General features: G+C 72.0%; 17 protein-coding genes and 1 pseudogene. 6 read left to right on the top strand and 12 right to left on the bottom strand.

The window, feature by feature from the left end:
• Nucleotides 1–71 precede the first annotated feature (71 nt).
• Nucleotides 72–783 (bottom strand): annotated as a pseudogene (gene infC, locus OHS59_RS35615) (translation initiation factor IF-3).
• Nucleotides 784–1,160: 377 nt separating this feature from the next.
• On the opposite strand from infC, the gene OHS59_RS35610 reads away from it, so the two are divergent.
• Nucleotides 1,161–1,517, top strand: coding sequence for a DUF1844 domain-containing protein (locus tag OHS59_RS35610; protein ID WP_328497454.1), 357 nt, complete (start codon nucleotides 1,161–1,163; stop codon nucleotides 1,515–1,517).
• A gap of 63 nt (nucleotides 1,518–1,580) precedes the next feature.
• Here the strand turns inward: OHS59_RS35610 and OHS59_RS35605 are convergent, their stop codons facing one another.
• The gene (locus OHS59_RS35605; protein ID WP_328497453.1) at nucleotides 1,581–2,312 is read right to left on the bottom strand and encodes an SseB family protein; all 732 of its coding nucleotides are present in this window, start codon (nucleotides 2,310–2,312) and stop codon (nucleotides 1,581–1,583) included.
• 182 nt (nucleotides 2,313–2,494) lie between these two features.
• Here OHS59_RS35605 and OHS59_RS35600 point away from each other — a divergent pair, with 182 nt between their 5' ends.
• A complete protein-coding gene (locus OHS59_RS35600) occupies nucleotides 2,495–3,478 on the top strand; it encodes a serine hydrolase (protein WP_328497452.1) in 984 nt (327 codons plus the stop codon).
• 39 nt (nucleotides 3,479–3,517) lie between these two features.
• On the opposite strand, the gene mycP is transcribed toward OHS59_RS35600, so the two are convergent.
• The gene (gene mycP / locus OHS59_RS35595; RefSeq protein ID WP_443061555.1) at nucleotides 3,518–4,750 is read right to left on the bottom strand and encodes a type VII secretion-associated serine protease mycosin; all 1,233 of its coding nucleotides are present in this window, start codon (nucleotides 4,748–4,750) and stop codon (nucleotides 3,518–3,520) included.
• Entirely contained in the window at nucleotides 4,747–5,709 is a 963-nt protein-coding gene (locus tag OHS59_RS35590) for a hypothetical protein (RefSeq protein WP_328497451.1), read from the bottom strand. Before OHS59_RS35590 ends, mycP begins: the two co-directional genes overlap by 4 nt.
• Nucleotides 5,710–7,111: 1,402 nt before the next feature.
• Here OHS59_RS35590 and OHS59_RS35585 point away from each other — a divergent pair.
• Nucleotides 7,112–8,314, top strand: a complete 1,203-nt coding sequence (locus OHS59_RS35585; protein WP_328497450.1) for an amino acid deaminase/aldolase — start codon at nucleotides 7,112–7,114, stop codon at nucleotides 8,312–8,314.
• A gap of 21 nt (nucleotides 8,315–8,335) precedes the next feature.
• Here OHS59_RS35585 and OHS59_RS35580 read toward each other — a convergent pair whose 3' ends face one another.
• The 4 genes from OHS59_RS35580 to OHS59_RS35565 form a co-directional block, all read right to left on the bottom strand.
• Complete coding sequence (locus tag OHS59_RS35580; RefSeq protein WP_328499484.1) at nucleotides 8,336–9,295, bottom strand: DUF2510 domain-containing protein; 960 nt, start codon at nucleotides 9,293–9,295, stop codon at nucleotides 8,336–8,338.
• 61 nt (nucleotides 9,296–9,356) lie between these two features.
• Nucleotides 9,357–10,172: a 3-oxoacyl-ACP reductase gene (locus tag OHS59_RS35575; protein WP_328497449.1), complete on the bottom strand. Its 816-nt coding sequence runs from the start codon at nucleotides 10,170–10,172 to the stop codon at nucleotides 9,357–9,359.
• Nucleotides 10,169–11,566, bottom strand: coding sequence for an aldehyde dehydrogenase family protein (locus OHS59_RS35570; protein WP_328497448.1), 1,398 nt, complete (start codon nucleotides 11,564–11,566; stop codon nucleotides 10,169–10,171). Before OHS59_RS35570 ends, OHS59_RS35575 begins: the two co-directional genes overlap by 4 nt.
• A gap of 11 nt (nucleotides 11,567–11,577) precedes the next feature.
• Nucleotides 11,578–12,942: a glutamine synthetase family protein gene (locus OHS59_RS35565; RefSeq protein ID WP_328497447.1), complete on the bottom strand. Its 1,365-nt coding sequence runs from the start codon at nucleotides 12,940–12,942 to the stop codon at nucleotides 11,578–11,580.
• Between the two features lie 102 nt (nucleotides 12,943–13,044).
• Between OHS59_RS35565 and OHS59_RS35560 the strand changes: the two genes are divergently transcribed.
• Nucleotides 13,045–13,788, top strand: coding sequence for a FadR/GntR family transcriptional regulator (locus tag OHS59_RS35560; protein WP_328497446.1), 744 nt, complete (start codon nucleotides 13,045–13,047; stop codon nucleotides 13,786–13,788).
• 127 nt (nucleotides 13,789–13,915) lie between these two features.
• Nucleotides 13,916–14,599 carry a gamma-glutamyl-gamma-aminobutyrate hydrolase family protein gene (locus OHS59_RS35555; RefSeq protein ID WP_328499483.1) on the top strand — a complete coding sequence of 228 codons (684 nt, stop codon included), beginning with the start codon at nucleotides 13,916–13,918 and terminating at the stop codon, nucleotides 14,597–14,599.
• Between the two features lie 285 nt (nucleotides 14,600–14,884).
• Here the strand turns inward: OHS59_RS35555 and OHS59_RS35550 are convergent, their stop codons facing one another.
• Nucleotides 14,885–15,868, bottom strand: coding sequence for a LysR family transcriptional regulator (locus tag OHS59_RS35550; protein ID WP_328497445.1), 984 nt, complete (start codon nucleotides 15,866–15,868; stop codon nucleotides 14,885–14,887).
• Between the two features lie 208 nt (nucleotides 15,869–16,076).
• On the opposite strand from OHS59_RS35550, the gene OHS59_RS35545 reads away from it, so the two are divergent.
• Complete coding sequence (locus OHS59_RS35545; RefSeq protein ID WP_443061665.1) at nucleotides 16,077–17,123, top strand: TDT family transporter; 1,047 nt, start codon at nucleotides 16,077–16,079, stop codon at nucleotides 17,121–17,123.
• On the opposite strand, the gene OHS59_RS35540 is transcribed toward OHS59_RS35545, so the two are convergent.
• The 3 genes from OHS59_RS35540 to OHS59_RS35530 all read right to left on the bottom strand — a co-directional run bounded on the left by OHS59_RS35540 (nucleotide 17,113) and on the right by OHS59_RS35530 (nucleotide 21,617).
• Nucleotides 17,113–17,676 (bottom strand): helix-turn-helix domain-containing protein, encoded by a 564-nt coding sequence (locus OHS59_RS35540; protein ID WP_328497443.1) that lies wholly within the window; start codon nucleotides 17,674–17,676, stop codon nucleotides 17,113–17,115. The genes OHS59_RS35545 and OHS59_RS35540 overlap by 11 nt on opposite strands.
• A gap of 244 nt (nucleotides 17,677–17,920) precedes the next feature.
• A complete protein-coding gene (locus OHS59_RS35535; protein ID WP_328497442.1) occupies nucleotides 17,921–20,536 on the bottom strand; it encodes an ABC transporter permease/substrate binding protein in 2,616 nt (871 codons plus the stop codon).
• Entirely contained in the window at nucleotides 20,529–21,617 is a 1,089-nt protein-coding gene (locus tag OHS59_RS35530; protein ID WP_189779359.1) for a quaternary amine ABC transporter ATP-binding protein, read from the bottom strand. The genes OHS59_RS35535 and OHS59_RS35530 overlap by 8 nt, the downstream gene beginning before the upstream one ends.
• Between the last annotated feature and the right edge of the window lie 101 nt (nucleotides 21,618–21,718).

Genomic DNA, 21,718 nt, shown 5'->3' with positions numbered 1-21,718 from the left:
CGGAACGTCATATGTATCGGTTGACGTCCCCGGACTCGCGTCCGGAAACCCCTGGGGCTCGCACCCCGGGATCAGGCCTCGGCGGGCGCCTCGGCCGGAGCCTCGGCGATCTCGTCGGCCTCGGTCTCGGCGACCTCTCCGTCGGAGATGTCGTCACCCGCGTGGTTCTGCGACTTGCCAGGGTTGGCCTTCGCCTCCGCCTTGCGGGCCGCCTGGGCCTCGCGGGCTTCGGCCATGGCCTCGGTCTTCTTCTTGTGCGGGCCGAGAACCATGATCATGTTTCGGCCGTCCTGCTTCGGGTTGGACTCGACGAACCCGAGGTCCTCGACGTCCGAAGCGAGGCGCTGCAGCAGTCGGTAGCCGAGTTCCGGCCTGGACTGCTCGCGACCACGGAACATGATCGTGATCTTGACCTTGTCGCCCTGCTTGAGGAACCGGACGACGTGACCCTTCTTGGTGTCATAGTCGTGCGGGTCGATCTTCGGCCGGAGCTTCATCTCCTTGATGACCGTGTGCGCCTGGTTCTTGCGCGCCTCACGGGCCTTCATGGCCGACTCGTACTTGAACTTCCCGTAGTCCATGAGCTTGCAGACCGGCGGACGCGCAGTCGCGGCCACCTCGACCAGGTCGAGGTCGTACTCCTGCGCAAGCTCCAGGGCCTTGGCAAGCGGAACAATCCCGACCTGCTCACCGCTGGGACCGACAAGTCGTACCTCGGGAACGCGAATCCGGTCGTTGATGCGGGGCTCGGCGCTGATGGATCCTCCTCGGATAGCACCACACGGCTGTCTGGCAGACAGCTCGCGTACGTCTTCTCACTGGACCAACCGCCTTGGGACATGAAAAATGCCCCGGACGGGACACAGGCGGTGGCTCCAAGGATTACCGGAGCACCGCCGCGGTCAACCGCGGGGCGCATATCCAGCGGCTCCATCGTCCGTACGGAACGATGGGGGCCGCCTGACCGGGTGACCCGCCTTCCCGGAGGATGGTCGGGTGGGAGATCGGAGCCTCCACTTGTGGGCCGGGCACAGGAGTGTCCGGCCGGTCGTTACACAAGGTTAGCAGCTCTCCCCGGGTGGTGCGAATCCGTGTGCGCGCACCACTCTCCCGCTCTCCCGCGGGCGGGGGCCGGCAGGCCTGGGCCTATCGTGTGGGGCATGAGTGACACCCCTCCCCAGACCCCCGGTTTCGACGACATGACCCGCGACATCGCCGAGGTCCCCGCGGTCGAGGTCCTGGTCACGGTCGCCGTGAACCTGATGAGCGCCGCCGCCGTGAAGCTCGGCCTGAGCGAGGAGGGCGACAAGTACAAGGACCTCGACGAGGCCCGCAAGCTGGTCCACGCGCTGGCCGGGCTGCTCGACGCGAGCACGACCGAGATCAGCTCCTTCCACGCGGCACCGCTGCGCGACGGCCTGAAGTCGCTGCAGCTGGCGTTCCGCGAGGCGTCGCTCGTCCCGGACGAGCCGGGCCAGGGCCCGGGCGAGAAGTACACGGGCCCGGTCTACGGCTGAGCCCGCGTCCGGTCCGGAGCCCCGCGGCCCCGCTTCCGGGTATCCAGCCAACTCATCAAGTACTCACCGACGTACGTACAGGGGCTCGCCCGGTGGCGTCGCCTCGGCCGGCAGAACTGCCAGGTCGAGGCCGCGCACCAGGCGGGCCCGCAGTGTCTCGTCGGCCGCGAGCCGCCGGGCGACGGCCTGAGCCGCCCGCGCCGGATCGGCGGACGGGTCCAGTACGAGGGCCAGGGTGCCGTCGGCCTGCCCGGGGCCCAGGTGGGCGCGGAGCACCGGGGGCTCGGCGGCGACCGCGGCGCGTACCGCCGCGATCACGGCGGGGTCGGCCAGCGGGTCCGTCGTCGTACGCCCCTCGGCGAGCGCCAGCAGGGCCGGGCCGGTCAGCTCGTACGCGACCGGCCCCGCCAGGTCGAGGACGACCGTGTCGGCCTTCTCGTGCGCGGCGGCCTGGAGTGCCTGGTGCAGGGGTACGGCGACGGGGCGGGCCGCCGGGTCCCAGCGGGCCAGCGACTCGGTGGAGGTGAAGGCGGGCAGCGCGGTGCGGTCGCCGGCCTTGAGGGTGGGGACGGCCATGTCGCTGGTCTTCTCGCGCCGCAGCCCGTTCTCGTCCTCCTCGACCTCGCCCAGCATGGCGACGACGGGCACGAGGAGCCGCGCGTCCCTGAGGGCCGCGAGGACGGGGCCGTGCGCGGACCGGTTCCCGGCCCAGGCGGCGAGCGCCGCGCTCAGCCGGGGGTCGGCGGAGCCGTCGTCGTCGGAGAAACCGGGGTCGGGGATGTTCTTGTTAACCACGGGCACCGACCCTATCGGTGGCGGCCGGCCGGCTCCGCCGCCGGGCCGACCGCACGCTTTGCCCGTACCTGCCCGTCCCGGAAACGGGGCGTTCACGGGACTCAGGGGTTTCTCAGCGATCCCTGACACACTTCTCACACGCGTCTGACCGGGCGCACAGTGGCGCGGCCCAGGCTCGCGGCATGTTCCCTCACAGAGCCCGCCGGCGCAGCGGCCGTCCGTCCCGCCGAAGGCCTCTCGGGTACGCGGCGGTCGCCTCCGTCGCGCTCCTGGGTGTCACGGCCGCGGGCACGATGTACGTGACGGCGCGGGCGCACGACGCCGGTGAACTCGTATCCTCCTCGGCGTCATCCACGACGACGGCCACGACGGAGGCGACGGTGGAAGCTGTCACGGCACCCACGTCCGCGAAACCCACCCCCACGTCCTCCGGCTCCGCGGAGCCGGACGCCGACGCGCTGCTCGCCGAAGCGGTGGGCTCCGTCACCGTGGAGGCCGGGGCGCGGCTGTCGGTGGCGGTGCTGGACACGGAGTCCGGGCGGAGCGCGGTGTACGGGGACGGGGCGTTCGACACCGCGAGCATCGTGAAGGCCGACATCCTGGCCTCGCTGCTGCTGCGGGCCCAGGACGCGGGACGGGAGCTCACCGCGCAGGAGAAGACGTACGCCTCCGCGATGATCCGCGACAGCGACAACGCCTCCGCGACCGCGCTGTGGGAGGCGATCGGCCGGGCGCGGGGGCTGGCGGAGGCCAACGAACGCTTCGGCCTGGACGACACCGTGGGCGGGGACGGGGTGCTGTGGGGGCTGACCCAGACCACGGCCGCCGATCAGCTCACCCTGCTGAGGCAGGTGTTCGGGGACGCGGACGACTCGGAGCTGGACGAGACCTCCCGGGACTGTCTGCAGGGGCTGATGGGGGACATCGCCGTGGGCCAGGACTGGGGGGTGTCGGCCGCGGGGTCCTCCGGGTCCGCCCTGAAGAACGGGTGGCTGCCGCGGAGCGCGACCGGGCTGTGGGACATCAACAGCGTCGGGCGGGTGGAGGTGGACGGCCGCGCGTACCTCGTCGCGGTGCTGTCGGACGGCAACTCCACCAAGGCCGGGGGGATCTCGATGGTGGAGGCGGCCGCGAAGGCCGCCGTGAGCGCCCTCGCGACCGCCTGACGCGCCGCGGGGCTTCTCAAGTCCCCAGGACCCTCGGAGTCAGTCCCAGGAGCCCTCGGAGGCCGTCGGGCTGCCTTCCGGGCTTCGGGGTCGTCTGCTGCCTCGCCAGAGGATGACCGCCACGACGAGGAGCACGCCGCCGGCGCTGCCCGCCAGCGGGCCGGCCCAGGCGGTCGAGGGCCCGTCCTCCTCGGCGGCGTCCGGGCCCTTGCCGAAGTACGCGTCGGAGTCGGCCGCCGCGCTCAGGTTCTCCGGCTTCAGACCGGCCGCCGCCTTGATGGCCGCCGCGGGGTCCACGAAGCCGTATCCCCGGGAGTCGTCCCGGCCACCGGAGGGAGCGTTGCGGGCCGTCTCCTCCAGGAGGTCCTTGATCTGCGCCGGGGACAGGCCGGGGTGGGCCGCCTTGACGAGGGCGACGGCGCCCGAGACGAACGCCGAGGCCGCGCTGGTGCCCCAGCCCTCGTAGTACTTCCGGTCGGGGTCCGCTATCACCACGTCGACGCCGGGGGCGCTGACCGTGGCGTACCAGCGGCGGGTGGAGAACGAGGCCCGGGTGCCGTAGCGGTCGACGGCGGTCGCGGCGATCACGCCCGGGTAGGCCGCCGGGTACGAGATGTGGTCGCCCTTCTCGCCGCCGTTGCCTGCCGAGGCGACCACGGCGGCGCCCTTCTTCAGGGCGTACTGCACGGCGGCGTCCTCGGAGGCCTCCGGGTGGGCGGACTTGGAGTCGTCGCCGAGGGAGAGGTTGATGACGTCGGCGCCGTGGTCGGCGGCCCAGCGGATGCCGTCGGCGAGGGCGTTGCCACGGGTGTCGCGGGCCTTGCCGCGGGCCGAGTCGCCGTCTTCGAGGATCACGCGGACGGGGAGGATCTTCGCTTCGGGGGCGATGCCCATGACTCCGTCGGCGTTGCCCGAGCCGTGTCCGTGGCCCGCGATGATGCCGGCCATCGCCGTGCCGTGGCGGGCCCAGGAACGGTCGCCCCGGTCCGCGCCGAAACCGACCATGTCCTTGCCGGTGAGGACGTTGCCCGCCAGGTCGGGGTGTTCGTCGTCGACGCCCGTGTCGAGGACGGCGACCGTGATGCCCTCGCCCTTCGTCGTCCCCCAGGCCTCCTGGGTGTGCATCGCCTCCAGCGCCCACTGCTTCGCGCGGATGCCGTCCGCGTGGGCGGCGGTGGAGGGCAGCAGGGCGAGTCCGGCGGCCATGGCGGCGACCAGGAATCCCCTTCGGCGGCGGGCCTTCGGGGTTCCGCGGGGCGCCTCACGGCTCATGACGGCTTCTCCGTGGCCGAGTCGACGGTCTTGCGCAGGCTTCGCTCGACGCGGTCGGCGAGGCCCTGTGCGTCGTGGCCGAGGCCGGCCTGCGCGACCGCCGTGGTGGCGTCGGCCTTCATCGCGTCCTCGGCGGGCTGCGGTTCGCCGACGGCACGCCCGTCGGCGAAGCCCGAGACCGCGTAGGTGACGACCGGGGCGTCGGTCAGGACCGACAGCGTCCAGGACGCGCGCTGGTCGTCGCCGAAGCCCGCGGCGACGGTGCCCTCGGCGGCGTACGGGCGGGGCATCAGGTCGCGCCTGCTGTCGAGCCCCTGCTCCTCGAAGCGGCGGCTCAGTACGCCCATGGCGGCGGCGTCAGCCTTCGTGAACAGCAGGCCGATCGTGGTGACATGGCTGCGGGTCGCGTCCGTGTAGGTGGCGCGCAGCAGGCGCAGACAGCCGGCGGGCGCGAGGGCCTTCTGCAGGAGCGGGTCGAAGGCGTCGCCGCAGCCGCTGTCCGGGGCCACGGCGATACGGGTCCAGGTGCGGTCGGAGCCGCCGGGGCCCGCGCCGTTGCCCATGACGGTGGGCGGGAAGAGCTTGTCGACGGGCACGCTGTGCCACAGGTCTCCGGCCGCGGTGAACGCGTCCGGCGTGTCGGATCCGTCCGAGCCGTCCCCGGTGAGCCAACTCCCCGTCACCGCACCGCCGATGAGGCCGAGCCCCAGCACCGCGCAGGCCGCGGCGGCGACCACACCGGTGCGCCGGCGGGGGCCCGTCGGACGCACCCGCGCGGTGTCGACGTCGTACGTGTCCGGGGACGCGAGGGAGACGAACGGCCGGAGCGGCGGCGGTTCCTGCGGAGGCGCGGGAACGTGCCGGGCTGGGCCCGGCCGGGAGGGACCCGTGAAGGACTCACCCGTGAAGGACTCACCGGGGAAGGGCTCTGCCGTGAACGATTCTCCCGGCCCGGACATCGGCCTGCCGAACGGCGAGGTGCCCGGTGGGGCCGGGGCGGGTGTCGGCGGCGTGCTCGGTGGTGCCGGGGTCGGTGCCGCGGGGGTCGAAGGTGCCGGGACCGGCGCAGCGGGGATGGGCCGCAGCCGTTTCGTGGTCTCCGACGGGGCCTCGTCGGGCGCCCCGGTACGCCGCGCGAACGGCTGTCGGGTGCCGGGTCCCGGCGGGGCGAAGGGGCGCAGGGGCAGGCCGGGGCCCGGCCGCTGCGCGGTGTCGCCGTCGGTCGTTCGAGGCTCGGACGTCCGAGGCTGGGTCGTTCGGAACTCGGCCGCTCGGGGCTCGGGCGCCGGGCGGGCCGGGGCCTGCCGTCCCGTGCCGTTCGTCGCGGTGGGGCGGGGCTCGCTCGCGGGACGCGGCGGAACCTCGGGGGGCCGAGTGCGTCCGGCGGTCGCAGCAGTCCCGGCGGTTCCGGCAGTCCCAGCGGTCCCGGCGTTCCCACCCGGTTCGCCCGCGGGGCGGAGCGGGAAGTCCTGCCGGTCGGCCCGGTCGGTACGCGCACGCCCGGGAGCCGCACCCGGACCGGAGTGCGTCCCCGGCTCGCCCGCCGGACGCGAGGTGGGACGCGGCGAGGCAGGGGCGTCCGGGGCGCTCGTCCACTCGGCGCCTCCCAGAGGGGCACGCGGTGCCGTCGTCGGGCGCGGCGGAGCGCTGTCGCGGGTGGCGCGGCCCGCATCCGACCCGAGCCCGGTACCCGCCCCCGTACCCGCGCGCGGTGTGATGCCGGCCCACTCGGCGCCTCCCTGGGGAGCGCGCGGTTGGGTCGCCGGGCGCGGCGGGACGGCTGTCCCGCCGGGGGGCGTGTCGGGGAAGCGGGCCGAGGCCGGTGGGGGTGGAGCCGTCTCGGGGGTTTTTCGCTGCTCGCCGGTGGGGCGCAGGCTCGGGAAGCGCGGTGCCTGGGCCGAGGAGGCGTCCCGGGGCCCGGTTCCGTCGGACGTGCGCGGTCGCGGCGGCGTGCTGACAGGCCGCGGCCCGAACCAGTCACCCCCGGCGGGCTCCCGGCTCTCGCGCTCCGGCCGCGAATCCGGATCCAGTTCCGGACTCAGGTCCGTATCCGGTCGCGGGCCCGTGTCCCCGGGCCCCTCCGACGGCTCTCGTCCGCTCTCCGTCACGGGCGGCCCCGGTGGCGTCGACGGGCGCGGAGGAATGGAGGCGCGGCGCGCTTCCGTGCTCATGCACCCCCCCGTTTCCTCGACCCCGGACGACCGAGACCGGCCGAAGGAACCCCTCCGGATCCGTTCCCCGCTTGCGTGCGCGTCACTCTACGGGTTGACGCCGCGCCCGTGGGAACCAGTCCGCGGGCCCGGGGTATCTGCCCGGAACGTCCCCCTACCCTGCGGTAATCCGGTCTGGCAGGCTTCGCACATGACAGCCCGCGCCGCAGACCGAGCCCGTTACGACCGGGCCACCGCTCACCTGGACGCACCCGTTGCGATCGTGGACCTGGAGGCCTTCGACGCCAACGCGGACGATCTCGTACGGCGGGCGGCGGGCAAGCCCGTGCGCGTCGCGAGCAAGTCGGTGCGCTGCCGGGCCCTGCTCGAACGCGTGCTCGCCCGGGAGGGCTTCGCCGGGCTGATGTCCTACACGCTCGCCGAGTCGCTGTGGCTGGCCCGCTCCGGCTTCGACGACGTACTGCTCGCCTATCCGTCCGCCGACCGGGCGGCGTACGCGACGCTCACCGGGGACCCCAAACTGGCCGCCGCCGTGACCGTCATGGTCGACGACCCTGCGCAGTTGCAACTGATCGACGACGCCCGGGACGGCGGCACCGAAGAGGTGCGCGTCTGCCTGGAGTTGGACACCTCGCTGAAGATGTTCGGCGGCCGGGTCCGGGTCGGCGCCCTCCGCTCGCCCCTGTACTCCGCCGCCCAGGTCGCCGAGATGGCGCGCGCGGTGGTCCGCAGGCCCGGCTTCCGGCTCGTCGGGATCATGGCGTACGAGGGGCACATCGCCGGGGTGGGCGACGCTCTGCAGGGGCGCCCTTTGCGGTCGCGTGCCATCCGGCTGATGCAGGCCACGGCCCGCAAGGAGCTGGCCCAGCGCCGGGCGGACGTCGTGCGGGCCGTTCGCGCCGTCGCGCCGGACCTGGAGTTCGTCAACGGCGGTGGCACGGGCAGCGTTCAGCACACCGCGGCCGAGGACGCGGTGACCGAGATCGCGGCCGGGTCGGGGCTGTACGTCCCGCGTCTCTTCGACAACTACACCTCGTTCAGCGGGCGTCCGGCCGCGCTCTTCGCGCAGCCCGTGGTGCGCCGGCCGGGGGTCGGTGTCGTGACCGTCCTCGGCGGCGGTTATCCGGCGTCGGGTGCCCCGGGTCCCGACCGGCTGCCCGTGCCGTACCTCCCCGAGGGGCTGAGGTACGACTCCCAGGAGGGCGCCGGTGAGGTGCAGACGCCGCTGCTCGGCTCGCCCGCCGACGATCTGCTGATCGGCGACAAGGTGTGGTTCCGGCACGCGAAGGCCGGGGAGCTGTGCGAGCGGTTCGACGTGCTGCACCTCGTGGAGGGCGACACGGTGACCGCGTCGGTGCCGACGTATCGCGGCGAGGGCCACACGTTCCTGTAGGCCCTGACCGCGGAGGGCTTGCTACCGGGTGGGGCCGATGTCGCTGCCCACGCCGCCGCTCGTGTCCTCGTCGCCGACCGGCCGGATCCCCTTGGTGATCCGGTCCATGTCGGCGAGCGGCGGCCCCTCCGCGCCCGCGTCGAAGACGTACCGCACCATGACCAGCGACTCCGAGCCGACGCTGGACGGGAACGCCATCGACTGGACGTAACCGCCGGGTCCCGCCTCGGTCTTGACGCGCCAGCGCACGAAGTATCCGGCGCGCCCCGCGACCGCGACCGGTCCCTGCTCGACCAGTCGGTGGGACGTGATGCCGTGGAAGGGCCGCTCGTCGATCTTGTTGCGGTCGTACGCCAGGTCGGCCGCGTCGGCGATGTCGTCCTTGGCGAGGGCCGCGGTGGACTTCTCGTCGTTCGCGGTCACCGTGCGCGAGAGGACCGTGCCGTGGCGGCAGAGGCCGTCGTCGCCGGGGCAGTCGTACGTCCCCGGTGTGGTCATCACCACATCCTCGTCGGATACGTTCTCGGGTCTGGCCCAGCCGTCGAGGAGCGGCAGGGTGATGCCGTTGAGCTCGTCCACGACGGCGTCGGAGTCGTCGGCGGACGGCTTCGAGGCGGACTCGGAGGGTTCCGAGGGTGGGGACGGGGCGTTCGCCGGGTCGGAGGCCGTGGGCGTGGGCACGGTTCTCGCCTCGGGGACGCCGTCGCCGTCGTCCTTGCTCAGGACGACGGCGCCCGTGACGATGGCGGCGACGAGGACGGCCGCCGCGGTGCTGAGGGCGACCGCCTTCGCTCGTCCGGAGCCGTCACTCGCGGGCATCGGCACCGTCTGCGCCATCGGCGCCGGCTGCGCGTACGGCTGCTGCTGTTGTTGTTGCTGTGTCCCGGGGGTGCGGTGGTGCTCGGTCCAGGCGGTCCCGTCCCACCAGCGCTCCAGATGCGGGGCGGAGGGGTCCCGGTACCAGCCGGGCGGGGTCGTCATGCTCATCCCGGCGCTCTAGGCGCCGCCCGGCACGGCCATGGGGCCCTCCGCCCGACGGGCTCTACAGGGGCGTGACGTACGCGCCCGAGATACCGCCGTCCACCAGGAAGTCCGTGGCGTTCACGAACGAGGAGTCGTCGCTGGCGAGGAAGGCGACCGCGGCGGCGATCTCGTCGGCCTCCGCGAACCGCCCGAGCGGGATGTGCACGAGACGGCGCGCGGCCCGCTCCGGATCCGTGGCGAACAGTTGCTGGAGGAGGGGGGTGTTGACCGGCCCGGGGCACAGGGCGTTGACCCGGATGCCCTCGCGGGCGAACTGCACGCCCAGCTCACGGGACATGGCCAGCACGCCGCCCTTGGACGCGGTGTACGAGATCTGCGAGGTCGCGGCGCCCATCCGGGCCACGAAGGAGGCGGTGTTGATGATCGACCCCTTGCCCTGTCGCCGCATGTAGGGGATCGCGGCCTTGCAGCACAGGTAGACGGAGGTGAGGTTGACCTCCTGGACGCGCTTCCAGGCCTCCAGTCCTGTCTCCAGGATCGAATCGTCGTCGGGCGGCGAGATGCCCGCGTTGTTGAAGGCGACGTCGACGGATCCGTAGGTGTCGTGCGCGGCCTTGAAGAGCGCTTCGACCTGGTCGGGGTCGGTGACGTCGACCTTGACGAAGATCCCGCCGATCTCGTCGGCGGCGGCCTTGCCCCGGGTCTCGTCGACGTCTCCGCAGACGACGTGCGCGCCCTCGGAGGCGAGCCGGCGGGCGGTGGCGAGGCCGATCCCGCTGCCGGCACCGGTGATGACGGCGGTGCGGCCTACCAGGCGGCGGCAGACGACGGCGTCGGCCGAGGAGGCCGATGAGGTCGATGACGTTGAGGTCACTGTGCGGGGCCCTCCGTGCTGATGAAGACGTTCTTGGTCTCGGTGAAGGCGGCCAGGGCGTCCGGGCCGAGTTCGCGGCCGATGCCGGACTGCTTGAAGCCGCCGAAGGGGGTCCAGTAGCGGACGCCGGCGTGGGAGTTGACGGACAGGTTCCCGGCGCGGACGGCGCCCGACACGCGCAGGGCGCGGCCCACGTCCCGGGTCCAGATCGAGCCGGCCAGGCCGTAGTCGGTGGCGTTGGCGAGCCGGATCGCGTCGGCCTCGTCCTCGAAGGGGAGGACGACGGCGACCGGCCCGAAGACCTCCTCGACGGCCACGCGCGCGTGGGGCTCGATTCCGGTCAGGACGGTGGGCGGGAACCAGAACCCGGGGCCGTCGGGGGCGGTGCCCCTGATGCCGTCCAGGTCGTCGGTGACGTACGAGCGCACCCGGTCCAGCTGGGTCCTGGAGATCAGCGGGCCCATGGCGGTCTTCTCGTCGGCCGGGTCGCCGACGACGACGGACTCGACGGCGGGGGCGAGGAGTTCGAGGAAACGGTCGTACGCCGAACGCTGGACGAGGATGCGTGTGCGGGCGCAGCAGTCCTGGCCGGAGTTGTCGAGGAAGGACATGGGGGTGGCTGCCGCGGCGGCCTCGATGTCGGCGTCGGCGAAGACGATGTTGGGGCTCTTGCCGCCGAGTTCGAGGGTGACGCGCTTGAGCAGGGCCGACCCCCTGGCCAGCACCTGTTTGCCCACGGTCGTGGACCCCGTGAAGACGATTTTCGCGACGCCGGGGTGTTCGACCAGCGCGTTGCCCGTGACGGGTCCCGCGCCCGGCAGCACCTGGAAGAGATGCTCGGGGAGGCCTGCCTCCAGGGCGAGTTCGGCCAGCCGCAGGGCCGTCAGCGGGGTCGTCTCGGCCGGCTTCAGGATGACGGCGTTGCCTGCCGCGAGCGCGGGGGCGGTGCCCCAGGCGGCGATCGGCATGGGGAAGTTCCAGGGCGCGATGACGGCGACCACGCCCAGCGGTTCGAGGATCGTGATGTCGAGGCCGCCCGGCACCGGGATCTGGCGTCCGGTCAGCCGCTCCACTCCCCCGGCCGCGTAGTCGAGCAGATCGCGGACGTTGCCCGCCTCCCAGCGGGCATTGCCGATGGTGTGCCCGGCCTCGCGGACCTCCGACTGGGCTAGTTCCTCGCGGTGTTCGTCCACGACGACGGCGAACCGGCGCAACAGCCGGGCCCGTTCGCCGGGGGCGAGGGCGGCCCAGCGCACCTGCGCCTTCGTAGCCCGTACGACGGCCGCGTCGACGTCCGCCGCACCGGCACCCGGGATCGTGGCGAGGACTTCTTCGGTGGCCGGGTCGAGCACGAGAAGCTCATGCCGGTCGGGCCGGGACGGGGTGTGCGACAACGAAGGACCTCTCACATGCGTTCGAAGGAGCGGCGGAGCTCCCAGTCGGTCACCACGGCGTCGAAGGCGTCCAGCTCGACGCGCGCCATGTTGCGGTAGTGCGCGACCACCTCGTCGCCGAAGGCGGACCGGGCGATGGGGCTGTTCTCCCAGACCTCGGCGGCCTCGCGCAGGGTGGTGGGCACGTGCGCGTAGTCGGCGGTGTACGCGTTGCCCGTGCACGCCTCGGGCAGTTCCAGTTTCTGCTCGATGCCGTACAGCCCGGCCGCGACGAGGCCCGCGACGGCGAGGTGCGGATTGACGTCGCCGCCCGGGAGCCGGTTCTCGAAGCGCATCGAGCGGCCGTGGCCGACGACGCGCAGCGCACAGGTGCGGTTGTCGTGGCCCCAGGCGACGGCGGTCGGCGCGAACGAGCCCGGCTGGAACCTCTTGTACGAGTTGATGTTGGGCGCGTACAGCAGCGAGAAGTCCCGCAGCGCGGCCAGCTGTCCGGCGAGGAAGTAGCGCATCACCTGCGACATGCCACCGTCGCCGTCACCGGCCATGACGTTCGTGCCGTCGGCGTCGGCGAGCGAGAGGTGGATGTGGCAGGAGTTGCCCTCGCGCTCGTTGTACTTGGCCATGAAGGTGAGCGAGACGCCTTCCTGGGAGGCGATCTCCTTGGCCCCGGTCTTGTAGATGGCGTGCTGGTCGCAGGTGACCAGGGCCTCGTCGTACTTGAAGGCGATCTCGTGCTGCCCGGGGTTGCACTCGCCCTTGGCGGACTCGACGGTCAGGCCGGCCGCCCCCATCTCGTTGCGGATCCGGCGCAGCAGGGGCTCGATGCGTCCGGTGCCGAGCACCGAGTAGTCGATGTTGTACTGGTTCGCGGGCGTCAGGCCCCGGTAGTTGGCGTCCCAGGCCTGCTCGTAGGTGTCCTTGAAGACGATGAACTCCAGCTCGGTCCCCACCTGGGCGGTGAAACCGTGCTCGGCGAGCCGCTCCAGCTGCCGCCGCAGGATCTGGCGCGGCGCGGCCACGACGGGCGAGCCGTCGTTCCAGGCGAGATCGGCGACGAGCATCGCCGTACCGGCGTTCCACGGGACGCGGCGCAGCGTACCCAGGTCCGGATGCATGGCGAAGTCCCCGTAACCACGATCCCAGGACGACATCTCGTACCCGTCGACCGTGTTCATGTCCGCGTCGACCGCGAGGAGGTAGTTGCAGCCCTCCGTGCCGTGCCGCAGGACGTCGTCGAGGAAGAACCGTGCGGCGAACCGCTTGCCCTGGAGCCGTCCCTGCATGTCCGGGAAGGCCAGGACGACCGTGTCGATCTCGCCGCTCGCGACGAGGGCGTGCAGCTCCTCGACGGCGAGAGGTGGTGTGCGGTCTGCCACGGAAAGGGCCTCCTTCGGTCAGCCAGGCGCCACCAAGAGTCATAAGGTAGTGAGCCTTAAGGTATTGCGGAGGACCATTGCTTGGGAAGGGGGCGCGGCCGGATGTCGCAGGCTGATCCGGACGGCGGGAGCGACCGGCTGGCGCCGGTGCTCCGGACGGTGCGCGCGGGCAACGGCTTCGAGGAGGCCCTGGAACAGATCCTCCAGGTCGTCCGGCTCGGCCTGGTCCCCGGCGGCGAACGGCTGCCCGCCGAGCGCGAGTTGGCGCAGCGGCTGGGGATCAGCCGGGTGACGCTCCGCGAGGTCCTGAAGGTGCTGCAGGACCAGGGGCTCGTCGAGTCCCGGCGCGGCAGGTACGGCGGCACCTTCGTGCGGCTCCGCCCCGAGGCGACCGGGGCCACCGGGGAGGCCGAGCTGCGCCGGCGTGTCGAAGGGGTCGACATCGAGGACGTACTGCGCTTCCGCGAGGTCCTGGAGGTCGGGGCGGCGGGCCTGTGCGCGGCACACGGCCTCTCCGCCGGACAGGCCGGGCGGCTGCGGGCGGCGCTGGCCGGCACCCAGGACGCGCCGCTGACGGAGTACCGGCGCCTCGACACCCTCCTCCATCTGACCCTCGCCGAACTGTGCGGTTCGCCGACCCTCACCGCCCAGTACGCGGCCGTCCGTTCGACCGTGAACGACCTCCTCGACTGCATCCCCCTCCTGGTACGGAACCTGGAGCATTCGCAGGCCCAACACGCGGCGCTGGTCGAGGCGGTGCTGGCCGGGGACGCGGAGGGGGCGCGGGAGGCGATGCGCGAGCACTGCGCGGGCACGGGGGCGTTGCTGCGCGGCTTCTTGACCTAGGCAGCCCGCGGCTCCTTCCGCCAGGGCATGACGCAAAGGTATGAAGTCGCCCCTTTACAAAGAACCCAGAACAGGCACAGGCACAGGCACAGGCACAGGCACAGGCACAGGGAGTGTGGGCATGGGGATGGCTGACCGGCCGCTGATCGGAGTCAGTACGTACCTGGAGACGGCGCGGTGGCGCGTGTGGGAGCTGGAGGCGGCGCTGCTGCCGGTCGGCTATCCGCGGCTGGTCCAGGCGGCGGGCGGCGTGGCCGCGATGCTGCCGCCGGACGATCCGGCGTACGCCGCCGGGGCCGTGGCCCGGCTCGACGGTCTGGTGATCGCGGGTGGCCCCGACGTGGACCCGTCCCGGTACGGGGCCGAGCGCGATCCGCGCTGCGGGCCCGAGGCGCGTGCCCGTGACAGCTGGGAACTCGCCCTGATCGAGGCCGCGTTGGCCTCCGGGACGCCGCTGCTCGGCATCTGCCGGGGGATGCAGCTGCTGAACGTCGCGCTCGGCGGGACGCTCGTGCAGGACATCGACGGGCATGTCGAGGCCGTGGCGGTGTTCGGACGGCATGTGGTGAAGCCGGTGCCGGGGTCGGTCTGCGCGGGGCTGGTCGGTGCGGAGGCGGTGTCCGTGCCGACGTACCACCACCAGGCGGTGGATCGGCTGGGGGCGGGGCTCGTGCCGGGCGCGTACGCGGAGGACGGCACGGTGGAGGCGGTCGAGCTGCCTGGGCCCGGGTGGGCGCTGGGAGTCCAGTGGCATCCGGAGATGGGCGTGGACCTGAGCGTGATGGCTGGCCTGGTGGCCGCGTCCTCTTGAGCGGGCGCCGGGGGTCGTAGGCCGGTTGCTGGTCGGCGGGGGTTGGCCGCGCCGTTCCCCGCGCCCCTGGGTGGGACGGTCCGCGGCCGAGCTACCCCGTGCGGGTCGGAGAGGGCTGAGCGCGCCGTTCCCCGCGCCCCTGGGTGGGATGGCCTCCGGCTGGGTTGCCGAGTGCGGGTCGGAGAGGGCTGGCCGCGCCGTTCCCCGCGCCCCTCAGTGGGACGGTCCGCGGCCGAGCTACCCCGTGCGGGTCGGAGAGGGCTGAGCGCGCCGTTCCCCGCGTCCCTAAGAGCGCGTCAACGCCAAAAGATCCCGCGCCGGCCCCGCCGGCGGATGCCCCGTCGGCCACACCGCCCGCAGATCGCGGCTCAAGCGAACCCCCTCCACCGGAATCTCCACCAGCCGCCGAGCGGAGAGCTCCTCGCCGAGGGCGAGCTCGCTCAGGACCGCCGGCCCCGCCCCGGACGCCGCGGACGCCTTGACCGCCGTCGTGGACGACAGCTCGATCAGCGGGCGGGCCAGCCCGCCGAGCGCCGCGTCCAGCACCTGCCGCGTCCCCGACCCCTCCTCCCGCAGGATCAACGGCGTCGCCGCCAACTCCCCCGCGTCGAGCGCCCGCCGCCGTGCCCACGGATGCCCGGGCGCGGTCACCACGATCAGCCGGTCGTGCGCGATCACCACGGAATCCAGGCCGTCCGCCACGGACACCCCCTCCACGAACCCGAGGTCCGCCTCCCCCGACAGCACCCGCTCGGCCACCACCGTCGAGTTCCCGGCGAGCAGCGACACCGCCGTGTCCGGCCGCTGCCCGCGCAGGGCGATCAGCCAGCCCGGCAGCAGGTACTCGGCGATCGTCATGCTCGCGGCGACCCGCAGCCGCGAGTCACGCCGGTCCCGCAGCGCCTGCGCCCCCGCGTCGAACGCCTCCGCCGCCTCCACCACCCGCCGGGCCCAGTCCGTGACCAGCGCGCCCGCGTCGGTGAGCCGCGACCCCCTGGGCGACCGGTCCACCAGGCCGACCCCCAGCTGCCGTTCCATGGACCGGATGCGGCTGCTGGCGGCGGGCTGGGTGATCCCCAGTTCCCGCGCCGCCCGGCCCAGGCTCCCGAGCCGCGCCACGGCGAGCAGCAGTTCCAGCGCGCCCAGCTCGGGCACCCGGTGCGACAGCCCTCCGCCGGGGCCCGTGCCCGGGCCCGTTCCGGCACCCGTCCCCGTGCCTGTTCCCGCCCCGCGAACCGCCTGGTCTCCCGTACCGTCATCCCGACTCATAAGTTCACCTTATGTCCCCATAGACCGATACTCCCTGGTGGCCTTCCCGCCCCGCGGGCACCGTGGAGTCATGGTCACCGCCGTCCCCCGCCTTCCCACCCACAGAAGGCACTCCGCTCCCACCGGTCACACCGGCCACCCCCACCGGACCGCCCCACCGCGAGCGATCGCCGTCCGCCACCTCGGGCCCAACTGGTACGCGCCCGTCATGGGCACCGCGATCGTCGCCACCGCGGGAGTCGGCCTCCCCTTCCACGTGCCGGGCCTGCGCACCGTCTGCACGGCGTTCTGGGCGCTCTCCCTGGCCCTGCTCACCGCTCTGCTCGTCGCGCGGGCCGCGCACTGGACCCATCACCGGGACCAGGCGAAGGCCCACCTGCTGGACCCGGCGACGGCACCGTTCTACGGCTGCCTCTCGATGGCCCTGCTCGCCGTCGGCGGCGGCGCCCTCGTCGTCGGCGGGGACTGGATCGGCACCCCGGCGGCGATCGCCCTGGACGCCGCCCTGTTCACCGCCGGCACCCTGATCGGTCTGACGGTGGCCGTGGCCGTCCCCTACCTGATGATCGTGCGGCCCCGGGTGGCCGCCTCCCCCGTCCCTTCCCAGGTCACCCCCGTGTGGCTGCTCCCCGTGGTCGCCCCGATGGTGTCCGCGGCGCTCGGCCCGCTGCTCGTACCGCATCTGCCGGCCGGCGCGTCCCGCGAGAGCCTGCTGTTCGCGTGCTTCGCGATGTTCGGCCTCAGCCTGCTGGCCACGCTGGTGATGCTGCCGATGGTCTTCGCCCGTCTCGTCACGGGCGGACCCCTGCCGCTCGCCCTCACCCCGGCCCTGTTCCTGGTCCTGGGTCCGCTGGGTCAGTCCACGACGGCCGTCGACAAGTTCGCCGTCTTCGCCCCGGGGGTCGTGCCCGCCCCGTACGACCGGGGCTTCGCCGTCCTGGCGGTGCTGTACGGCGTACCGGTGATGGGCTTCGCGCTGTTCTGGCTGGCGCTGGCCGGCGCGATGGTGGTGCGGGCCCGCCGCCGGGGCATGCGTTTCACGATGACCTGGTGGGCGTTCACCTTCCCGGTCGGTACGTGCGTCACGGGCGCCGAGGGGCTCGCCCGGCACACGGGGCTGGTGGTCTACGACGGCCTCGCGGTCGCCCTCTATGCCCTGCTGCTGGCGGCCTGGACCGTGGCCGCCGCCCACACGGCCCGCGGCCTGTTCGACGGACGGCTCCTCGCGGCGCCCCGGCCGGTGCTCACCGGCTGAGGTCGTCCACCGCCTCGATGTGGTCGGCGACCGCGACGACCAGCACCCGGGTGTCCTCCTCGGTGGCCCGCCACCGGTGGCGCACTCCGCCCGTCAGATACAGGGTGTCGCCCTTGCCCAGGCGGTAGGCGCGGCCCTCCGCCTCGACCTCGACGACGCCCTCGGCCACGTACATCAACTCGTCGTTGCGGTGCTGGAATTCACGGCCCGCGTCCTGGTCGCCGGAGAACTCCATGGCGTGCAACTGGTGGTGACCGCGCACCAGGGGGCGCACACGGGGCTCATGGGTGAACTCGGAGTCGTCGGCGCGCACCACATCCACGCTGCGCGCCGGGTCCGCGGCCGCCAACAGTTCCACGCGGGTCGTCCCGAGGGCGTCGGCCACACGTTCCAGGGAGCGCGTACTGGGCCGGGCCCGTTCGTTCTCGACCTGGCTGAGGAACGGCACCGACAGGCCGCTGCGCTCGGCGACGACGGCGAGGGTGAGCTCCAGCGCCCGGCGGCGCCGCCTGACGGCCGCGCCCACTCGAAGGGTCTCCTTGTTCTCGTCCATCGCCTCGGCTCCCCCCTGTGCGTCGTCGGTGCATGAGGTGCGGTGGCGGCGCGGCTGCGTCCGGTGCCTGCGCGCCGATGTCTCGCGGGTTCCTGATGTGTTGTCTGCACCCTACGGGTGTTCGCCAAACCGTTTCATGCGCCCGTCACATCCCCGTAAACATTGCCTCATCGGTCGTGTATATGCCGCGAGGGGCGGACGGCACCGTACAGTGCCGTCCGCCCCTCGTCGTCGTGCGCCTCCGCTACTGCGGAGTCATGCGTTCCACCATGTCCGGGTGCTCCTTGAGCCACGCGGCGACGGCGTCCTCCTCGTGCCCCTGGCCACGGTCCTTGATCTCGGCCTCCAAGCTGCCGAGTTCGTCCTCGCTCATCTTGAAGTTCTTGATCCACTTGGTGAGCTGCGGATACTGCCCCGGGAACTTCTTGTTGGAGATGGTCCGGATCGTGTTGCCCTCACCGAACAGCTTCTTCTCGTCCGACAGCTTGGTCAGCTCGTACTCGCTGTAGGCCCAGTGCGGGGACCACAGGACGACGGCGACGGGCTCCTTCTTGGCGTACGCGCGCTTCAGCTCGGCGAGCATCGCGGGCGTGGAGCCGTCGACGACCTTGTACTCCTTGTCGAGGCCGTAGCCCGGAAGCACGTCCTTCTTGAGGAGGTTCATCTCGCCGGTGCCCGGCTCGATGCCGATGATCCTGCCGTCGAAGGTGTCGGCCTTGCCCTTGAGGTCCGCCAGGGACTTGATGCCCTTGACGTAGGAGGGCACCGAGACCTCCAGGGACGTCGGCTCGTACCAGGTGCCGAGGTCCTTCAGGTTGTCCTTGTGCTTGTTCCAGTAGTTCGACTGCGCGTACGGCAGCCAGGCGTCGAAGTTGAGGTCGATGTCTCCGGAGGCCAGACCGGTGTAGACCGGGCCGACGTCCATCTGCTTCAGGTTCAGCGTGTAGCCGCGCCGGGCCAGCACGTTCTTCCACAGGTAGGTGACGGCGACGTCCTCGTCCCACGGGAACCAGGCGACGTCGATGGCGTTCTTCGCCTCGGCGGGGGTGCTGGACGAGGAGCTCGCGACCGGGGCCAGCTTGTCCACGACCTTGGAGTTGCTCTTCAGCCAGGTGCGCACGGCGTCCTGCTGAGCGCCCTTGCCGGCCTTGTTGATCTCCGCCTCAAGGCTGGTGAGCTGCTTCTCGGTCATCTTGAAGTTCTTGAGCCACTTGCCGACGACCGGGTTGTCCGCGGCGAATCCCTTGCGGGACAGCGTGTGCACACCGTCGCCCTTGCCCCAGGCGCCCTTGGTGTCCTTGAGCTTCTTCAGCTTGTACTCGCTGTACGCCCAGTGCGGCGACCAGAGCGTGCCGACGAACGGCTCCTTCTTGGCGTACGCGCGCTTCAGCTCGGCCAGCATCGCCGGCGTGGAGCTGTCGACGACCTTGTACTCCTTGTCGAGCCCGTACTCCTTGAGGACCTTCGTCTTGAGCAGGCCCATCATTCCGGCGCTGGACTCGATGCCGGTGATCTTGCCGCCGAACTCGTCCGACTTGCCCTTGAGGTCCGCCAGGGAGTCGATGCCCTTCATGTAGGCGGGCACGCTCAGCTCCAGGGACGTCGGGCCGAACCAGGAGCCCAGGTCGTCGAGCTGCTTGCCGTACTTCTTCCAGTACTCGGCGTGGGTGGTGGGCAGCCACGAGTCGGTCTGGAAGTCGATGTCGCCCTGTGCGAGGGAGGTGTAGAGGGGGCCCGCGTCGAACTGCTTGACCTCGACCTCGTAACCGCGCTGTTCCAGGATCTCCTTCCACAGGAAGGTGGAGGCCACGCCCTCGTCCCAGGGGATGTAACCGATGGTGATCTTCTTGCCCTGGCCGACGTTCTTCGAGTCGGACGCGGTGGTCTCGCTGTCGTCGGAGCCGAACATGCCCATGCCGCCCGCGACGAGCGCGAGGACGACGACACCGATCACGGCCACGGTGGGCTGGGGACGGTAGGTCCAGATCTTCAGGCCCTGCGCGGCGCGCAGCTTGGCGGCGGCGCGGCGGCCGAGCGGCGAGACCTGGGTGCCCAGCGCGCTGGTCATCCGGTCCAGGTAGATGGCGAGGATGACGATGGCGACGCCCGCCTCGGAGCCGAGGCCGACGTTCAGCTGGCCGATGGCCTCGTTCACGTCACCGCCGAGGCCGCCGGTGCCGACCATCCCCGCGATGGCGGCCATGGACAGACCCAGCATGATGACCTGGTTGACGCCCGCCATGACGGTGGGCAGGGCCAGCGGCAGCTGGACGCGCAGCAGGATGTTGCCGGGTGTCGTGCCGAACGCGTCGGCGGCCTCGACCAGTTCCTTGTCGACCTGCCGGATGCCCAGCTCGGTCATCCGGACGCCGGGCGCCAGCGCGAAGATCAGGGTGGCCACGATGCCCGCGGGGGCGCCGGTGCCGAAGAACAGGATCGCCGGGATCAGGTAGATCATCGCCGGCAGCGTCTGCATGAAGTCGAGCACGGGCCGCACGATGGCGCTGACCCGGTCCGAGCGGGCCGCCCAGATGCCGACGGGCACGGATATGACGAGCGCGATGATCGTCGCCACGAGAACGAGCGACAGGGTCACCATCGCGTTCTCCCACAGTTCGAGGGAGTCGATGAACGCGAATCCCACGAAGGTGAGGACACCGGCCGAAGTACCGCGCAGCCAGAACGCGATGACCGCGAAGATGCCCGCGAGGATGAGGGGCTCGGGCGCCTGGAGGACGGCGTTGATGCCGTCGTAGGCGCCCAGGAAGACGGTCTTGAAGAAGTCGAAGAGCCACGCCATGTGGTTCAGGAGCCAGTCGACCGCGTCGTTGACCCAGTCGCCGAAGGGGATTCTAGGCATCGGTCTTCACCGCTCCGAGGGTCTTGTCGCGGGGGTTGTCGCAGGGCGCGGGTTCGCCCTGTTCGTCGCCGAGGAAGGCGACGAGCCGTTGCCGGGGCACACGGCCGACCAGCTTCCCCTTCTTGTCGACGACGGCGACGGCGTGCGCCAGCCGCGCGCTGACGGCGCACAGTTCACCGAACGAGGTGTCGGGCCTCGCGGTCTCGCAGCCGCAGTCGGCCTCGTCGCCGCGCAGCTCCGTCTCCATGACGGAGGCGGCGGTGAGGACCCGGGAGCGGTCGACGTCCTGGGTGAAGGAGGCCACGTAGTCGTTCGCGGGGCGTACGAGGATGTCCTCGGCGGTGCCTATCTGCACGATCCGGCCGTCCCGCATGACGGCGATGCGGTCGCCCAGGCGCATGGCCTCGTTGAGGTCGTGGGTGATGAAGACGATGGTCTTCTTCAGCTTCTTCTGGAGTTCGATCAGCTGGTCCTGCATGTCGCGCCGGATCAGCGGGTCCAGCGCGCTGAAGGACTCGTCCATCAGCAGCAGGTCGGCATCGGTGGCGAGCGCCCGGGCGAGGCCCACGCGCTGCTGCATACCGCCGGACAGTTCGTCGGGCCAGGATTTCTCCCAGCCCGCGAGACCGGCCAGGATCAGGGCCTTGTTGGCGCGCTCGTGTCGTTCGGCGCGCGGCACCCCCTGGACCTCAAGACCGTACGCGGCGTTCTCCAGGACGCTGCGGTGCGGGAAGAGCGCGAAGTGCTGGAAGACCATGCTCACCTTGCGGGAGCGGACCTCGCGCATCTGACGGTCGTTCAGCGCGGTGAGATCCTGCCCGTCGAAGACCACGCGTCCCTCGGTGGGCTCCAGGAGCCCGTTGAGCATGCGCAGCAGCGTGGACTTGCCGGATCCGGACAGTCCCATCACGACGAAGATCTCGCCGGGTTCCACCGTGAAAGAGGCGTCGATCACCGCGGCGGTGATGCCGTCGGCGCGCAGTTCCTCACGGTCGACTCCCCCTCGCAGTCGCTCGACGGCCTCGCCTGGTCGTCTGCCGAACACTTTGTAGAGCCGTTCCGCCTGCAGCCTGGATGACACAAGTACCTCTCCGGTCGAACGAAGACGGCCCGCCTCCCCCGCCGGCGGGCCGTGGAGCGATGCGGGTTCCGCCCGCTCATCCGGTCCGCGCATGTTCAGGT

The sequence above is a fragment of the Streptomyces sp. NBC_00414 genome, assembly GCF_036038375.1.
Taxonomy (GTDB): Bacteria; Actinomycetota; Actinomycetes; order Streptomycetales; family Streptomycetaceae; genus Streptomyces.
The sequence above is the reverse complement of the archived record's forward strand: the minus strand, read 5'-3'. Positions and strand labels throughout refer to the sequence as shown.